This window comes from Vibrio methylphosphonaticus (assembly GCF_023634655.1).
In the GTDB taxonomy this organism is placed as follows: domain Bacteria; phylum Pseudomonadota; class Gammaproteobacteria; order Enterobacterales; family Vibrionaceae; genus Vibrio; species Vibrio methylphosphonaticus.
Genome location: NZ_JAMKMS010000038.1, coordinates 1 through 15,857 on the forward strand (window position 1 = coordinate 1; position 15,857 = coordinate 15,857).

The following is a 15,857-nucleotide window of genomic DNA, read 5'->3' on the forward strand; positions in this document are numbered from 1 at the left end:
TGAACAAATATCTACTAAAGCATATGATAAGACTTTAGATAGGTAACAATTTGCGGAGGGATGGCTGAGTGGTCGAAAGCACCGGTCTTGAAAACCGGCAAGGGTTAATAGCCCTTCTAGGGTTCAAATCCCTATCCCTCCGCCACTATTAGAAAAGCCCGCTGATTTCAGCGGGCTTTTTGCTATCTAAAATATACCTCATCGTATCTTTCCCTAATGTAACCTAGTGCAAAAGACTTCTTCGATATCGCATCTACAGCTATTACAATCAGTGCTTCATGAGTGTGCTTAGGTGATAAATATATGGATGTGGACGTTGTATGGCGAAACCAAAAAATTTCTTCATTGTTAGAGTCGGGCTGCGATATTGATTCAGTACAACAAATTCATCAACTGTGGGGCGGTTATGGTGAATTATTGCGAGTGGAGGCCCAGAATGCTCAACACTCTAACCGTTTTATTGTTAAGCATATCCAGCTCCCTGACCTCGCACCGCTAAATCATCCTAGAGGATGGAGTACGTTACTATCACATCAGCGTAAACGACAGTCCTACCAGGTCGAATTTTATTGGTATGCTCACTACGCTGAAAGAATGCCGGTTGATTGGGTTCCCAAATGTATAGGGAGTTCTGAGAGTGACAGTCATTATTTCTTGTTGTTACAAGACCTTCATCAAATTGGAAGAGACCGTGTAGTCACAAAGCCGACTCAAACAGAGATTTTTACGGTATTAAATTGGCTAGCAGAGTTTCATGCATTTTGGTTAGGGGAGCGTCCTCAAGGCTTATGGAGTCAAGGCTCCTATTGGCATTTAGCCACTAGACCTGATGAACTTGCTGTAATGACGGATAAGCGCTACCAGCGTGCAGCGACGACTTTAGATAAGCGAATGGAAGTCTGTCCTTATCAAACCTTAATTCACGGAGATGCCAAGCTCGCCAATTTCTGTTTTGATATTTCTGGTGAGCGAGTTTCTGCTGTGGATTTCCAGTACGTTGGTGCTGGAATTGGTGTTAAAGACGTTGCCCTATTCCTAACCAGCGTGGTTGATTTTGAAGACAAACACCTCTCACTTACGCCTTACTTGTCTTGTTATTTTCTGGCTCTAGAAGCGGCATTAACGCGCCACAAACCCGAGGTTGATGCAGCCAAGGTATGCAGTGCATGGAATGAACTTTTTGACGTGGCATGGGCTGACTTTCAGCGATTTTTACTTGGCTGGTGTCCAACACACTGGAAGGTGAATGACTTTACCATGGCATTAACAAATCGAGCTCTCGAGCGTCATGGCCTATGATTGACGCAAGAGATGACAATGCCTCCACGAGGGAGGCATTGCATTGGCAAGATGGCTTTACTTCTCTATTAGTGTCAAGGCTTTACGAGAAACCTCTCCAGCCGCTTTTGTCATGTTTTGTTTTTCTAGTGTGTCTGCTAGATACGCATAATCAGAGACATTGGGGCGTATTGAAAGCGCTTGTTCTAAGTGGCTTTGGGAGTCTGCCCACTTTTCTTCACGGAAATAGAACTGAGCAAGCGCACTATGTGCATTGGCACTATTAGGGTTCTTTTTAAGTGTGTCCTCTAGTAACACAATGGCAGGGTGAGAATCCGGAAGGTTAAGCTCCGGCAGAAGGATATAAAGTTCATCATGAGGCTGTTTCTTTAACGCTTCTTTGATGACAGTAAAAGCTTCGCTATCCGATTTTCTCGCGATGAGTTGCTTGGTAAAGCAACCGACAAGATGTGCACTTTGACGTGTCTTTCTTGGCAGCTTATCCCAATGAGCAATTAACCCTTCACTCCCTTGCTGGGAAGCAACATCTTCTAAAAGGCCGCACTGAGAACGTTCTTCAAGTGTGCTTATCTCAGGCTCATCTATCATTTTCGCTTTCTTAAGCTTTGGCAATAAATCTAACAGCGCTTGCCATTCTTCCAAGGCGCGATAAGTGGTTTTAAGCAGACTTAGCACGATGGTATTGTTGGGGTGTTGCTGCTTTAATGACTCCAATATTGGTAATGCTAGTTCGAATTCTTCCTCACGGACCGCCTGTTTTGCTTTGGTAAGGTCAACAGCAAGCTGAGAGTCTGGTTGCTTGGCTGCTAGCTCCAAGTACTGGTCGCGCTTAGCCTTGTCTCCTTGACCAAGAGCAGCTTCCGAGGCTACGAGATAGCATAAAAGTGGCATGTCATGATGATTTGCCCAACGAGTTACCTTTTTCTCCGCTACCTTCCAATCCCCTTCAAGTAGCTTAATGATACCTTCGTTAGTGTAGCGACGAGAGCGGCGCATTTTTCTGACACTAAAATAGTTGAAGGTAGAAACACTGGTGTAGAAAATTTTCTTTACGATATATTCCAGTAGAAAAAGCGCAGCCAGCGTGGCAATAACAAAAATGACCAGTGTAGTAACACTCATTTCAATGGTCTTATTCGCTATTGATATTAAGACATAGCCTTGTTGCCCAGAAAATTGAGTACCAACAAAGAGTCCTGCACCTAAAACGGCGAAAAGAAATAGAATTCGAATCATTATTTCTCCTCCGTAATGATTGTGGTGACCTCACGACGAAGGCGCTCTGTGATGACGTCAGAGAGTTGAGCTTGGGTTTCTAGCTTAACTGGATAGTCGACTTGAATGTTTTGGGAGGTTAGCTTATTAAGGGTGGTTTCAAATTCTTTAACAGTGCCATTGTCTTGGTCGAAGAAAGATGTCGACCATTGTTCAGCCGCTTGTAATGATACTTTGTAGATCTCACCTTGCTCTTGATAAACGGCACGAATAGCCGTTTCAATTTTAGATTTAATATTTTCTCTAAGGTAAAAGTGTTGAGATGGAGAAAGCAAAGGAATGACGTTACCGTCACGCGAGCGGAAAGTGATGAAATTCTCAGAGAAACCCTTTAGTGAGGTCATCAAGTTATCTTGCCAATCGTAAATGTCGCCTGAAACTTGTTGTTTTTGGACTTCTGGGGCTTCAGGCAGTATTGCATTGGCAAGAGGAAGGCTATCAACTTGTTGCTGCAAGGACGTCAGGCGAAGCACTAAGCCGTCTCTATCGATGAGCGGAACCATTCGAAGTTTGGTAATATCATTGGCCATTGACTGTCTTAAGGCAACGAGGCTTGGGTCATTAAGCGCCGCAATACGTTGATCAGCTGATTCCATAAGACGAGTAGCGCTCACCACATCATGCTCTAAGAAAAGCTTACGTCCAGCGAGTTTGACCAAATAGTCGGCTTCAGCGAGTAGCCAATCATTCGGGCGGCGTCCTTTAACGTCTGCGACGGCAAGTTGTAGACTTTGAATACTTTCTTGTTGTTGGTCTAGGAGCACTTCCGCTTTATGAGTGACCGTCTTTGCTTGCTCTAGAGTTTGCGTTTTGATTTGTTCCATATCACTAGAAACACTGGTTTGAGTGGACTGAAGTTGTGACTCTAGCTCTGAGATGCGTTTTTCATAGTGACTGGTTTGTTGTTGCATTTGATAGCTGAGTCCACCGCCAAAAATGACCGCAACCACAATAGCAACAGCACCCAATTTGACTCCGCGCTTGCCTTGTTTTTCTTCAAACACTGGCTCTTTCGATGAAGGGGGCGTTGGTGGCGTTGTTATGACGGGGTCGACTTGAGATTCTGTTGTTGAATTCTCAGGGGCTAGTGCCTTGACGTCTTGTTGATCGTTTGACGGAGATTGCTCGTCTTTATTTTTGTTCGTCATGCTTAAGTCCTGTATCTAAGCGCTGGAGAGCAGCAAGTATTGTTGAGTTTGACGCACCTTTAGTCGTTATTACGTTGCGAAATTCGTGCATCTTTGCAAACTTAGCGATTCGTTCGCTAGGAACCAATAGCGTTAATTGGGTTAGCCAAGCGCGTGCTGGCTCTGGTGTCTGTGCGATCAAATAATCGAGTTGTTCACCACTTGTTACGATAATAGTTTCAAGTGTCAATGATTGCCATTTATCCAAGTCATTGGAAGAGATAGGGATAAATTGGCGTTGATAAACTTCTAGGTAGCGCACCTTAGCGCCTCGGTGAGTCAGTTGTTGATGAATTAACTCACGACCGCCATTACCTCGAAGGATAATGATGGTTTTTCCAGAAATATCCATTAATTCAGGTAGCTTCAGCAGATTTTCGCTATCACTTGTTGTCGGGTAGTGTACGTTTTGTTTACAAGTATTGCTTAATTCATGTGCGGTTTTTTGACCAACCCCAAGATAAATTCGGTTTGCAGGCCATGTACTACCAGATTCTAGTAGGGTGTGATGGGCGTTGATGACAGCATGCTGACTGACGGCGATAATGATGTCAGCATTTTGAATCTGATGGATAAAATTGCCATTAGGCTTACAAGGTATGATATCAATAAGAGGGTGGTGGAGAGCAGTGCCCCCCACCTTTTTAATGAGTTCGCATAGTTCAACCCCTTGCGTACCGGGGCGTGTTACTAGCACTTTCATCGATAGCTACTCGTGATCTTGATAGAGTTTTTCTAGGATGTCTTTTGCTCCTTGGTCTAACAGCTGATTGGCAAGCTGGATGCCAAGAGCCTCTGCGTCTGTGCGTTTACCGTGAATTTCCCCGCGAACAATCACAGAACCGTCAGGTTCACCGACTAAAGCTCGTAGCCAGATGTCATCACCATCAAGCAATGAGTAGCTGCCGATAGGAACTTGGCATCCGCCTTCTAATGTCAGATTCATTGCTCGCTCACACAGAACGCGATCTGCGGTATCTTTGTGGTTAAGTGGCTGCAAGAGGTCGATTAATCTTTGATCATCGAGACGACATTCAATGCCAACCGCGCCTTGACCGACAGCTGGTAATGATACCTCTGGCTCAATAAAGCTACGAATTCTTGATTCCAGCTTCAGACGTTTAAGCCCTGCAGCTGCAAGGATAATGGCGTCATAGTCTCCGTTATCGAGCTTTCCTAAACGAGTACCTACGTTGCCGCGGAGCTCTTTAATCTCGATGTCAGGACGAAGCTCTTTAATCTGGCATTGGCGACGGAGGCTACAAGTGCCTACCACCGACCCTTTTGGAAGGGCGTCTAAATCTTGATATGTATTGGATACAAACGCGTCGCGAGGGTCTTCTCGTTCACAAATCGTGACTAGACCAAGTCCTTCAGGAAAATCGACAGGGACGTCTTTCATTGAATGGACCGCAAGATCAGCGCGACCTTCAAGCATAGCGACTTCGAGCTCTTTTACGAATAAGCCTTTGCCACCGACTTTAGCCAGTGGGGTATCAAGGATAATATCGCCCTTGGTAACCATAGTGACGAGTTCTACTTCAAGGCCCGGGTGAGCGGCGATCAGTGCGTCTTTCACGTAGTGGGCTTGCCATAAGGCTAACGGGCTTTTTCGGGTAGCAATTCGAATAGGTGTTGCTTGAGTCATGTCGTTCTCGTTTGCATTTCATCTTGGTAATGAGATTAATCCTATCACTGTCTCTATTAAATGATTAGTGATTTCCCCGCTAGCCAATTAGGGTCTTGTGTCTAATATCACAAAGATTACTAATAGTGTGAGATTAATCGCATTTGATGCCGCTACTACTGTTAGAATTGTCGGCGCTCGGCCCATTGTAATCACTTGCTGTAAACCGCTCTGATGCTCGTGCTATCTAGCGGAGTATTGCTTTACCAGTTACCATAAAAGTGTTACATTGATCACGTTTTTAGGCGGTAATTGTTTAAGATCCATGCGAATCAGCAGTTGGATCCAACTTAGGAAGAACCTTTGCAGGCTTACACTGATACTCTTATCCAGAGGCTAGATAACCTTAATCAGCAGCGTGTTGAGCGCGCGCTGGCGCTTATGGATCTGCAAGGACAGCGTGTATTCCAGCTTATTCCTGCGTTATTTCATTTTAATCATCCCATTATTCCCGGCTATTTCGAAGGCTCTACACCTAGTGGGCTTTATGGTTTTGAATCGAATTCTCTTCAGCAGCAATTTATTGATGATATTCAGTTAGCGCTGGGTAAGCCACTTCCTCCACCCGATCAGACAGAAATCCTTGGTCTATATACCATGGGCAGTACGTCATCTATTGGTCAAAGTACATCAAGCGATCTTGATATATGGGTGTGTATCTCTCCAGGTATGCCAACCGAGGCACGAGAAAAGCTCAGTAATAAGTGTTTATTGATCACGGACTGGGCGCAAGGCCTTGGCGTAGAAGCCAATTTCTTTTTGATGGATGAAGAACGTTTTCGTAGTAATGTTTCAGAAGAGATGACTGGCGATAATTGCGGTTCGTCTCAACACCTTCTTTTGTTGGATGAGTTTTACCGTTCTGCTGTTCGATTGGGCGGACAACGTTTGTTGTGGCAAATTGTCCCTCCAGAAATGGAAGAGTGTTACGATGAGTATGTCGCGCAACTTTGCGACGGTGGTTACATCAACTGTGATGAGTGGATTGATTTTGGTCGTCTGAATCGAATTCCAGCGGAAGAATACTTTGGTTCCAGTTTATGGCAGCTATACAAGAGTATCGATTCACCTTATAAGTCGGTTTTAAAAGCGATTCTTCTCGAAGCGTACTCATGGGAATACCCGCATACGCAGTTATTGAGTATTGATACTAAGCGTCGATTTTTTGCCCATGAGCCGGACCTTTATGGGATGGATGCGTATTATTTAATGCTGGAAAAAGTCACGCGTTATTTAGTGCGAATCGGCGATCATACTCGTCTCGATCTTGTTCGTCGTTGCTTCTATCTAAAAACCCATGAAAAGCTTTCTAGAGAGCCCGGTGTCGGTTCCGTGCCTTGGCGCCGTGAAGCGCTAAGTTTGATGACGGCGGAATGGCAATGGCCAAAATCGGTATTAGAAGAGCTTGATAACCGACGTAACTGGAAGGTAGAGCAAGTTATGGTCGTGCATAACGCTTTACTTGACGCGTTGATGCTGAGCTACCGAAACTTAATCCAGTTTGCTCGTCGTAATGACATTACCTCGGCGATTAGCCCTCAAGACATCAGTATTTTGGCGCGTAAGCTGTATGCTGCGTTTGAAGTATTGCCAGGTAAAGTAACGTTATTGAATCCTCAGATCTCACCTGATTTACACGAACCCGATCTCAGCTTCATTGAGGTGAAAGAAGGGAAGAGTTATCAATCGGGTTGGTATTTGTATAAGCAGCCATTGATTGCGCATCGCTTACTAGGGCAACCAGCACTGCAGCACAATGAATATTTGAGTAAATTGGTATCGTGGGCCTTTTTTAACGGCCTTATTACGGAATCAACACACTTAAATTCAGTGGTTCGTGATGCGCACATCGATATTGATAAGTTCTATCAAATGGTGAGTGATCTGCGAAACACCTTCTCACTTCGCAAGCGTCGTCCTAGTATGCAAGCGTTAGCGAGCCCATGTGAAGTCAGTCAGCTAGCGATGTTTATCAATTTTGAAAGTGATCCTACAAATACGTTGTCAGGAAAATCGTCGAAAATTGATTTAAAAAATGTCGATATTTTTAGTTTCGGTGAAGATGGTCAAAGCCTAGTCGGTTCTGTGGATCTCGTATATCGAAATTCATGGCATGAAGTGCGAACGCTGCATTTCAAGGGCGAGACGGCGATGCTGGATGCGCTAAAAACGATTTTAGGAAAAATGCACCAAGATGCGTTACCTCCAGAATCTGTGGATGTTTTTTGCTATAGCAAAAATTTACGTGGTGTATTACGAAATACTATTTACCAGCTGTTAGCTGAGTGCATTGAGATGCGCTTAAAACCTGTTGACCAAGAGAAGCGCCGTCGTTTTAAAGCCATTAAATTGGCAAAACAAATGTATGGATTATTCTTTGAGCGTCGAGGCGTCTCGGTTCAGAAGCTAGAAAACTCGGTGGACTTTTATCGAAGTATTTCAACGAATAAGCTGCAAGGTTCACCGCTGTTAATGCTTGACCGAGAAGATGAATTTCAATTGCCTCAAGCCGTGGATGGTTTTGCGAGCGAAGGCTTGATTCAGTTTTTCTTTGAAAACACCGACAATGGCTTCAATATTTTTGTCTTGGATGAATCGAATCAGGTTGAGGTTTATCATCAAATGCGTGGTAGCAAAGATGAGATGATCGCTAGCGTAAATAGTTTTTATACCTCGAACGTCAATCAAAATGACGGAATGACGAATAAGCTAATTAACTTTAACTTGCCGCAGTATTACCAGATTATTCATCCAGAAGAAGGGGAAGCATATGTCATCCCTTATCGAAATGACGCTTCACCCAACTCAAGAACGTCAAAGGCAGTAAACCTCTAAGTCCATTCAATGTCTTCATCTGCATGCTTTTCGCATTCAGATTTAACCATCTTCATAAGTTCTTCGCCTGAGCGAGAACAGATCCAGTTGCCCTCTATCCACTTAAAGTGAAAGCCACCCGATTTAGACGCGAGCCAGATTTCATGCATTGGCTCTTGGCGATTAATGATGATCTGGCTGCGGTTTTCAAATTCCAGCGTCATGACATTACCTGAGACCTCATAATCGATGTCTGCACCAGAATCATCGATAGCTTCTTCAATTATTTGCATTTGAGCATCGACGAGTTGGTGAAATTCCGTGTCGTTCATTTTGTTATCCTATTGCTTTTCTATTTCGTGGTGCGATTATAGGGGGCATTGAATTAATAATCACGATATGCAAAATGAAAAAGACGATCACAGCAATATTTATGCTTGTGGCAGTAATGTTAGCTGGCTGTGGGCAAACGGGTCCACTATATATGCCTGCTGATGAAGCCCCGGCAACAGAGCAGACACAATAGTCATCGCCATATTTTAAAGGAATACTCGATTTGGATTACTTCAACTATCAGGACGATGGCCAGCTATGGGCTGAAAATACGTCACTAACACAACTTGCTAATCAATACGGCACACCACTATATGTTTACTCTCGAGCGACGCTTGAACGCCATTGGAATGCGTTTGATAAGTCAGTTGGTGAACACCCACATTTAGTTTGCTACGCGGTAAAGGCGAACTCCAATTTAGGCGTACTTAATACATTGGCACGCCTTGGTTCTGGATTTGACATTGTTTCTGGTGGAGAGCTAGAGCGTGTTGTTGCTGCTGGTGGTGATCCGGCTAAAGTGGTTTTTTCTGGCGTCGGTAAAACGGCTCAAGAAATGCGTCGAGCTTTAGAGCTCGGAATTAAGTGTTTTAACGTGGAATCAGAGCCGGAACTGGAGCGTTTAAATCAGGTAGCAAGTGAGCTTGATGTTGTTGCCCCAATTTCTCTTCGAATCAACCCGGATGTTGACGCCCACACTCACCCTTATATTTCCACGGGCCTGCGTGATAACAAGTTTGGTATTGCTTTTGATCGTGCACCAGATGTGTATAAGTTTGCCTTGAGCTTAACGCACCTGTCGGTGCAAGGCATTGATTGTCATATCGGTTCTCAGCTCACTGATATTGAACCTTTTATCGATGCGACGGATAGACTGTTAGCATTAATTGATCAGCTGCGCGAAGATGGTGTCAACATTCGTCATCTTGATGTTGGTGGCGGGTTAGGGGTTGTGTATCGTGATGAACTTCCGCCGCAACCGTCGGACTACGCAAAAGCCTTGCTAGCAAGATTGGACAATCATCCTGAATTGGAGCTCATCTTTGAACCTGGACGCGCTATCGCAGCCAATGCCGGGGTGTTATTGACAAAAGTTGAGTTCCTAAAGCATACCGAACACAAAAATTTTGCCATTGTCGATGCGGCAATGAATGACCTGATGCGTCCAGCGTTATATCAAGCTTGGCAAGACATTATTCCTGTTATCCCTCGCCAGGGTGAAGCAGTCAGTTACGATTTAGTCGGTCCAATTTGTGAAACGGGTGACTTTATCGGTAAAGATCGAGCATTGGTATTGGAGCAAAATGATTTGTTAGCGGTACGTTCTGCTGGCGCTTACGGTTTTGTGATGTCATCGAATTATAATACACGACCTCGAGTCGCTGAAGTGATGGTAGACGGTAACCAGTCTCATCTTGTGCGTCAGCGTGAAACACTGGCGAGTCTGTGGGAACTTGAGAGTATCTTACCGGAGTAAAGAAACAACTATGCATTTCCATTTTTCTAAAATGCACGGATTGGGTAATGATTTTATGGTCGTAGACTGTATTACTCAGAATGTGTTTTTCTCGCCAGATCTCATTCGCCGCCTAGCGAATAGGCATACGGGAGTGGGGTTTGATCAGCTATTAATCGTTGAAGCGCCTTACGATCCGGAAACGGATTTTCATTACCGCATTTTTAATGCCGATGGCAGTGAAGTAGAACAATGTGGTAATGGTGCGCGTTGCTTTGCTCGCTTTGTGCAGATGAAAGGGCTAACCAATAAGTACAGCATTAGCGTTAGCACCAAGAAAGGGAAAATGGTACTCAAGTTAGAAGAGAATGACTTAGTTACCGTTAATATGGGTCAACCTGAGTTTGAACCGAGTAAAATCCCATTCAAAGCGAAGCAAAAAGAAAAAACGTACATTATGCGTGCCGAAGAGCAGACTCTGTTTTGCGGTGCGGTGAGTATGGGGAATCCACATGTGGTGACGGTGGTTGAGGATACCGATACCGCCAATGTCGAAAAGCTGGGTCCATTACTTGAATCACATGAACGTTTTCCAGAGAGAGTGAACGCTGGATTTATGCAAGTTGTGAATCGTAATGAGGTTAAGCTTCGAGTCTACGAACGTGGTGCTGGGGAAACTCAAGCCTGCGGAAGTGGCGCATGTGGCGCGGTTGCCGTTGGTATTGTACAAGGTTTGCTGGACGAGAAAGTCACGGTTCGACTCCCGGGTGGGGATTTGAAGATTGCGTGGCAAGGTGAGGGGCACCCATTATTTATGACGGGTAGCGCAACCCATGTTTTTGATGGGCAGATTTCCTGCTAAGCAAATTTCCAGTTGACCAATAACCCATTATACTAATGGCGGGCACCGTTTTCGGGCCCGCCATTTTTTCGTGTCTTCATTAATGAACGACAAGTAGAGACAAAGAATCAAAGGGAAGCATTTTGTCTGAGTTTGAAGCTGATCACCTGACTGCAGAAGTGATAGCACAGTATTTATTAGATCATCCGGATTTTTTCAAAGGTCGAGAAACCTTAGTCGAGAAGTTGGCGCTGCCACACCAACAACAAGGCGCCGTCTCATTGGTTGGAATTCAACTGCAGCGACACCGTGAGCGAATTGAAGCATTAGAGGAAGAGATCACCTCACTCATGTCGCTCGCTGCGCGCAATGATAAAACCTTTTATGAGTTTATGTCGCTGCAAGAAAGCCTGCTGAAATGTCGTGATCTACAAGGGGTGATGAGTGCGATTACGCAAACCGCACATGATCTTAACCTCAAAGGCTACGTAAAGTTGCTTAATACCGATAAAGGTGGGGACTCGCTATCAATGGAAAGTTGGCAGCGCTTTACCACCAACCATTTGAACGGCAAAGATGCGTACCTCGGCCGGTTGAGGAAGGCAGATAGAGAGTTACTATTTGGTGATGCTAATGTGCCAGAGCTTGGCTCATATGTGGTATTACCCCTTAAACGCCAATTTGCTCAAGGCTTTTTAATCTTTTCTAGTGAAGATGGCGGCCACTTCCAGCCTGAAATGGATACGTTGTTCCTGAGACACCTTGCTTTGGTATTGTCGTATCTGTGTGAAAGTTTAGAGTGGCGTCAACTTGAGGAAGACAATGTCAGACCAAGTACTGCCTAACGGTTTGCAAAAACCGTTAGAGCGTTTTTACGAATATTTGCGCAGTGAGAAAGGGCTCAGCCTCCACACTCAACGAAATTACCGTCAACAGTTGGAGACGATGGGTGGACACCTTTACGAGATGGGGGTGAGTGATTGGACTCAAGTCGATGCTGGTTGGGTGCGACAATTGGCCGGTAAAGGCATGCGTGAAGGGATGAAAGCAAGCAGTATTGCTACTCGTCTGTCATCACTGCGGAGCTTTTTTGACTTTTTGATTCTTCGTGGGGAGTTGAGTGCCAACCCTGCTAAGGGTGTGAGCGCGCCAAGAAAGCAACGCCCACTACCGAAAAATCTCGATGTAGATGAAATGGCACAACTGCTCGAAGTCAACGAAGAGGATCCGTTAGCCGTTCGTGACCGAGCGATTATGGAGATGATGTATGGTGCCGGGCTGCGTTTAGCGGAACTTGTCGGCATCGATGTAAAGCACTTGAGTATGTCCAGTGGTGAGATCCGTGTGATTGGTAAAGGGGATAAAGAACGGAAGGTCCCTTTCTCCGGTCAAGCCGTTGAGTGGGCAAAGAAATGGCTCAAGCTGCGCGGCAGCATTGCCAAATCTGGGGAACCTGCGTTATTTGTCTCAAAATTAGGGACGCGAATCTCCCATCGAAGTGTACAAAAAAGAATGGCGGAATGGGGACAAAAACAGTCTCTTGCTAGCCATGTTAGTCCACATAAGTTGCGCCACTCTTTTGCAACCCACATGCTAGAGTCGAGTAATAACTTACGTGCCGTACAAGAGTTATTAGGTCATGAAAATATCTCGACGACTCAGATATATACCCACTTAGACTTTCAGCATTTGGCGCAAGCTTATGATCAGGCTCATCCCCGTGCAAAAAAGAAAAACTAAGGACTGAATGATGCATTTTTACCGTAGTGTGCCGACGATTAAGGCGATGACATTCGATCTTGATGATACCTTATATGACAATCACCCCGTGATCCGTAAGGTTGAGGAGCAAGCATCACAGTGGCTGTATTCTCAGCACCCCATTAGTCAGCGTTGGGATAAAACACAGTGGCAAGCCTTTAAGTTTCAGTTGCTTAAGCAAAACCATGAGTTAAAGCATGACGTGACTCAGTGGCGTCAGCAGCAGGTTTTACAGGGGTTAATGCATTTGGGTTACGATAGGCCAAACGCACAGATCGCGGCTGATGAATTAATTCAGCGAGTACTTCTTTGGCGCAGCGATTTCGATGTTCCACATGAAACACATCAGGTTTTGCAGCGTTTGAGTCAAACTATGCCATTGCTGGCGATCACTAATGGTAACGTCAATGTGGAGACTATCGGCTTAGCGCGATACTTTTCATTGGTGCTCAAAGCCGGCCCCGATGGGCGGGCAAAACCGCATGAAGATATGTTTGCTAAAGCTGCCGCACACCTTAATGTCGAGCGGCAGCATATATTGCATGTTGGTGATCATGTTATTACGGATGTATTGGGAGCCAAACGACACGGTTTTAGTGCGTGCTGGTTCAATGACCAAGCAAAAAGTGCGAGAGCAACGCCTCGGCTAAAAATCTTACCGGATATCGAAATTAACCAATTAACCTCATTGCTGGCTTTGGTATAGCGCCGAAGAGGCGTTGTATTCTTATTCGTGGCTTAAAATTTTGAGTGGTTTAAGGCTCTGATTATGCAGCGAATAAGAATCTCATTTTCGTCCCCAGCCTTTCTCTTTACATCAAAGTCGGTTTATTTATGGCTTGTCTAAACGATGACCACAGCGTTCGGCTTGATACCTTGCTAGGTAGTCTTTAAAAAAAGCGAGCATTGTTCGCGCTGTTTTGTCACTTTCCAATTCGTTGATCATCTGAGCGACGACCTCAAAGGTGCACAGGTTACCACTTTGTTGGTTTCGTCTAAGTTGGTATTGTGAAGACTCCGGCGCGGTGATGCTGACTTGAGGGAGTGCTTGTAACCATTCACTTCTGTTCAACATCTTCTTTGCTTCTTGCCAAGTGGCATCTAACAAAATGAAGTGGCTCCCACGTGGATGCTGTGATTGCCATTGAGCCAGAGGAACACTACTTTCTGAAGGAAACACTAAGACAGGAGTGGTAGGTTCTAATTCACTTTCGCGCACAGAGAGGCGTTCTTGAGATGCGATATACGACGGGATCGGACCTTTTCGTTGCCATATATCAATATGGGTATTGGGCAATAATTGCTTGACGATTTGTCCTGTATTGGTGGCACGCTTCGTTTCATTAGGGTGGGTCAATAGCGTGACGGTAAGATCACTCGTGATCGTAGGGATCGCATCGCAGTAACAGTTATGTTGAAAGCCACAACGTACACACGTTGTAGCTAGGTATGGAGGTTGATTCATTTCTATTGGTTCTTATACAGTCTTAGGCCACCATTACTAATTGGATAGAGGATGTTCCCTACCTTTTCTTCCGTCGCGACCAGTGAACTTTCTTCTCGGGTAAAGATACGCTGAGACACTAAGTACTGCTGCTGGTGGCGAGTCATTACCACTTGTACTTGTTGATCATTAAGTTGCTGCCAAAACCCGCGCTCTTCTGTAGCAGGAGATTGGTCGGCGTAATCGTAGCGAGTAATGGCCGTGTGATCGGCGTTAAGAGTCATGGAGACCGTAAAACCAGTGTTTTCTGTTGATTGTGCAGTATAGGTGTTGACCCAGTTTAGGGTGCGATCACGGTTGGATACGGTCGCACATCCTTGACGAGGTTGATCGTCCATCACTAAGGCGGCGCTCCACCCATAAACACTGTCGCTCATGGTGTCGTTACAGAGTTTATTTGTCATCGTGAGATTGGCATCATCAAACTCATAACGACGGGTGTTTTGGGTGATTTGTTTGGACTCAAGCTCCAGTGTTTGAGGGTCATTACCCATTTGGCTAAATTGGGCCACTTGTGCGGTATTGAACTTCAAATTCCAAAATGGCTCATTACCTAACACTTGAGTAGGTCGCAACGGTTGGTCACAGCGGTTAGGGTTCTCTGCTGTGATAAGGTTGACTTGTTTAACAACAAATCGACCAGTGTAATCAGAATCAAACCCGCGGTGGCTCGGCGCTTCTAAGTGACCAATCACTTCCGCATAAAGAGCCTGGTAGGGGGTGCGAGACAGCTTCTCTGCCGCTTCTCGCGCCTCTTTTGGCAGTTCAAGCCAATACTGTTGCGTACTGCCACATGGCTGGATGGTTCGAGATTCATGACCGACAATAGCTTGTCCTCTAATGACGTAGCTTTGTGGGGTAATCGTTTCTGGACGAGAAAGCTCCGCTTTAGGCTGGCTAGTGGCCGACTCATTTGACGTTGTGTTGAAAGATGAGCACGCTTGCAGTATTAATACCAGTGGAACGGCGAATGACAGTCGTGACATTTTCATTGGATACTTCCCTTCGTCAGTAGATTTAAGTAAGGACTATTATGGCATATTGGTTATTCAAAACAGAGCCAGATGAATTTTCTATTGATACATTGCGTGTACAAGGCACTTCATGTTGGGAAGGCGTACGCAATTATCAGGCTCGGAACATGATACGAGACGAAATGAAGGTCGGGGATCATGTGCTTATTTATCATTCGTCTTGCAAAACAATTGGTGTTGCAGGTGTTGCCCTTATTACTAAGGCGGCTTACGTCGACCATTTTCAGTTTGATCCGGAAAGTGATTACTACGACCCAAAATCGACACGAGATAATCCACGTTGGTTAATGGTAGATATTGAATTTGTCGAAAAGTTCAATCGTGTACTCCCTCTGAGCACCTTAAAAGCGATGCCCGAGTTGAGTGACATGCCATTGGTGAAGCGAGGTAACCGATTATCAGTGATGCCTGTGTTACCGGAACAGTGGCAGGCGATTCAGCATCGTGTCGCTCGATAATGGCGAAAATCATCAATGCGCTAATCGCCAATGCCCTAAATCACCAATGCGCTATAGTTGGGGACGAATGAGGGGCCGTGAGGTTAACGTCTAAGGGTCTAAGGGTCTAAGAATGGTGGGATGATTTGGATCATTGCTCAATGCTAGTAAAGTCATCCATGAGCTAAAGGGCATAGTTCATGGTAAATACTCCTATGCTCTAAACAGG

At 45.1% G+C, this 15,857-nt stretch carries 16 protein-coding genes and 1 tRNA gene; 10 read left to right on the plus strand and 7 right to left on the minus strand.

Annotation, left to right across the window (positions count from 1 at the left end):
- Positions 1 to 54: 54 nt before the first annotated feature.
- Together M9196_RS22740 and M9196_RS22745 are read left to right on the plus strand one after the other, a co-directional pair.
- Positions 55 to 145: transfer RNA gene (locus M9196_RS22740), tRNA-Ser, on the plus strand.
- Between the two features lie 158 nt (positions 146 to 303).
- On the plus strand, positions 304 to 1,299 hold the full coding sequence (locus M9196_RS22745; RefSeq protein ID WP_250619787.1) for a phosphotransferase: 996 nt from the start codon (positions 304 to 306) through the stop codon (positions 1,297 to 1,299).
- Between the two features lie 57 nt (positions 1,300 to 1,356).
- Here M9196_RS22745 and M9196_RS22750 read toward each other — a convergent pair whose 3' ends face one another.
- Genes M9196_RS22750 through hemC form a run of 4 tightly spaced genes read right to left on the minus strand, consistent with a single transcriptional unit; the run spans position 1,357 to position 5,409 of the window.
- On the minus strand, positions 1,357 to 2,535 hold the full coding sequence (locus M9196_RS22750; protein WP_250619788.1) for a heme biosynthesis protein HemY: 1,179 nt from the start codon (positions 2,533 to 2,535) through the stop codon (positions 1,357 to 1,359).
- Positions 2,535 to 3,722 (minus strand): uroporphyrinogen-III C-methyltransferase, encoded by a 1,188-nt coding sequence (locus tag M9196_RS22755; RefSeq protein ID WP_250619789.1) that lies wholly within the window; start codon positions 3,720 to 3,722, stop codon positions 2,535 to 2,537. The genes M9196_RS22750 and M9196_RS22755 overlap by 1 nt, the downstream gene beginning before the upstream one ends.
- Positions 3,706 to 4,464, minus strand: a complete 759-nt coding sequence (locus M9196_RS22760; protein ID WP_250619790.1) for a uroporphyrinogen-III synthase — start codon at positions 4,462 to 4,464, stop codon at positions 3,706 to 3,708. The genes M9196_RS22755 and M9196_RS22760 overlap by 17 nt, the downstream gene beginning before the upstream one ends.
- Before the next feature lie 6 nt (positions 4,465 to 4,470).
- Positions 4,471 to 5,409 (minus strand): hydroxymethylbilane synthase, encoded by a 939-nt coding sequence (gene hemC / locus M9196_RS22765; RefSeq protein WP_250619791.1) that lies wholly within the window; start codon positions 5,407 to 5,409, stop codon positions 4,471 to 4,473.
- 342 nt (positions 5,410 to 5,751) lie between these two features.
- Between hemC and M9196_RS22770 the strand changes: the two genes are divergently transcribed.
- Complete coding sequence (locus M9196_RS22770; protein ID WP_250619792.1) at positions 5,752 to 8,283, plus strand: class I adenylate cyclase; 2,532 nt, start codon at positions 5,752 to 5,754, stop codon at positions 8,281 to 8,283.
- On the opposite strand, the gene cyaY is transcribed toward M9196_RS22770, so the two are convergent.
- Complete coding sequence (cyaY, locus tag M9196_RS22775; RefSeq protein ID WP_250619793.1) at positions 8,280 to 8,594, minus strand: iron donor protein CyaY; 315 nt, start codon at positions 8,592 to 8,594, stop codon at positions 8,280 to 8,282. The genes M9196_RS22770 and cyaY overlap by 4 nt on opposite strands.
- Positions 8,595 to 8,668: 74 nt before the next feature.
- Here cyaY and lptM point away from each other — a divergent pair, with 74 nt between their 5' ends.
- From lptM to yigB, 6 genes are all read left to right on the plus strand, one after another.
- Positions 8,669 to 8,788: an LPS translocon maturation chaperone LptM gene (gene lptM / locus M9196_RS23770; RefSeq protein ID WP_428754851.1), complete on the plus strand. Its 120-nt coding sequence runs from the start codon at positions 8,669 to 8,671 to the stop codon at positions 8,786 to 8,788.
- Between the two features lie 30 nt (positions 8,789 to 8,818).
- Entirely contained in the window at positions 8,819 to 10,072 is a 1,254-nt protein-coding gene (lysA, locus tag M9196_RS22785; RefSeq protein ID WP_250619794.1) for a diaminopimelate decarboxylase, read from the plus strand.
- A 10-nt stretch (positions 10,073 to 10,082) separates the two neighbouring features.
- Complete coding sequence (gene dapF, locus M9196_RS22790; protein WP_250619795.1) at positions 10,083 to 10,913, plus strand: diaminopimelate epimerase; 831 nt, start codon at positions 10,083 to 10,085, stop codon at positions 10,911 to 10,913.
- Positions 10,914 to 11,035: 122 nt separating this feature from the next.
- On the plus strand, positions 11,036 to 11,737 hold the full coding sequence (locus tag M9196_RS22795) for a DUF484 family protein (protein WP_250619796.1): 702 nt from the start codon (positions 11,036 to 11,038) through the stop codon (positions 11,735 to 11,737).
- Entirely contained in the window at positions 11,715 to 12,632 is a 918-nt protein-coding gene (xerC, locus tag M9196_RS22800; protein WP_250619797.1) for a tyrosine recombinase XerC, read from the plus strand. Before M9196_RS22795 ends, xerC begins: the two co-directional genes overlap by 23 nt.
- Positions 12,633 to 12,642: 10 nt before the next feature.
- Complete coding sequence (gene yigB, locus M9196_RS22805; protein ID WP_250619801.1) at positions 12,643 to 13,359, plus strand: 5-amino-6-(5-phospho-D-ribitylamino)uracil phosphatase YigB; 717 nt, start codon at positions 12,643 to 12,645, stop codon at positions 13,357 to 13,359.
- Positions 13,360 to 13,485: 126 nt separating this feature from the next.
- Here yigB and M9196_RS22810 read toward each other — a convergent pair whose 3' ends face one another.
- Positions 13,486 to 14,118 (minus strand): tRNA-uridine aminocarboxypropyltransferase, encoded by a 633-nt coding sequence (locus M9196_RS22810; RefSeq protein WP_250619798.1) that lies wholly within the window; start codon positions 14,116 to 14,118, stop codon positions 13,486 to 13,488.
- Between the two features lie 2 nt (positions 14,119 to 14,120).
- Positions 14,121 to 15,149, minus strand: a complete 1,029-nt coding sequence (locus M9196_RS22815; RefSeq protein WP_250619799.1) for a COG3650 family protein — start codon at positions 15,147 to 15,149, stop codon at positions 14,121 to 14,123.
- A 41-nt stretch (positions 15,150 to 15,190) separates the two neighbouring features.
- Between M9196_RS22815 and M9196_RS22820 the strand changes: the two genes are divergently transcribed.
- The gene (locus tag M9196_RS22820; RefSeq protein WP_250619800.1) at positions 15,191 to 15,649 is read left to right on the plus strand and encodes an EVE domain-containing protein; all 459 of its coding nucleotides are present in this window, start codon (positions 15,191 to 15,193) and stop codon (positions 15,647 to 15,649) included.
- The last annotated feature ends 208 nt before the right edge of the window (positions 15,650 to 15,857 follow it).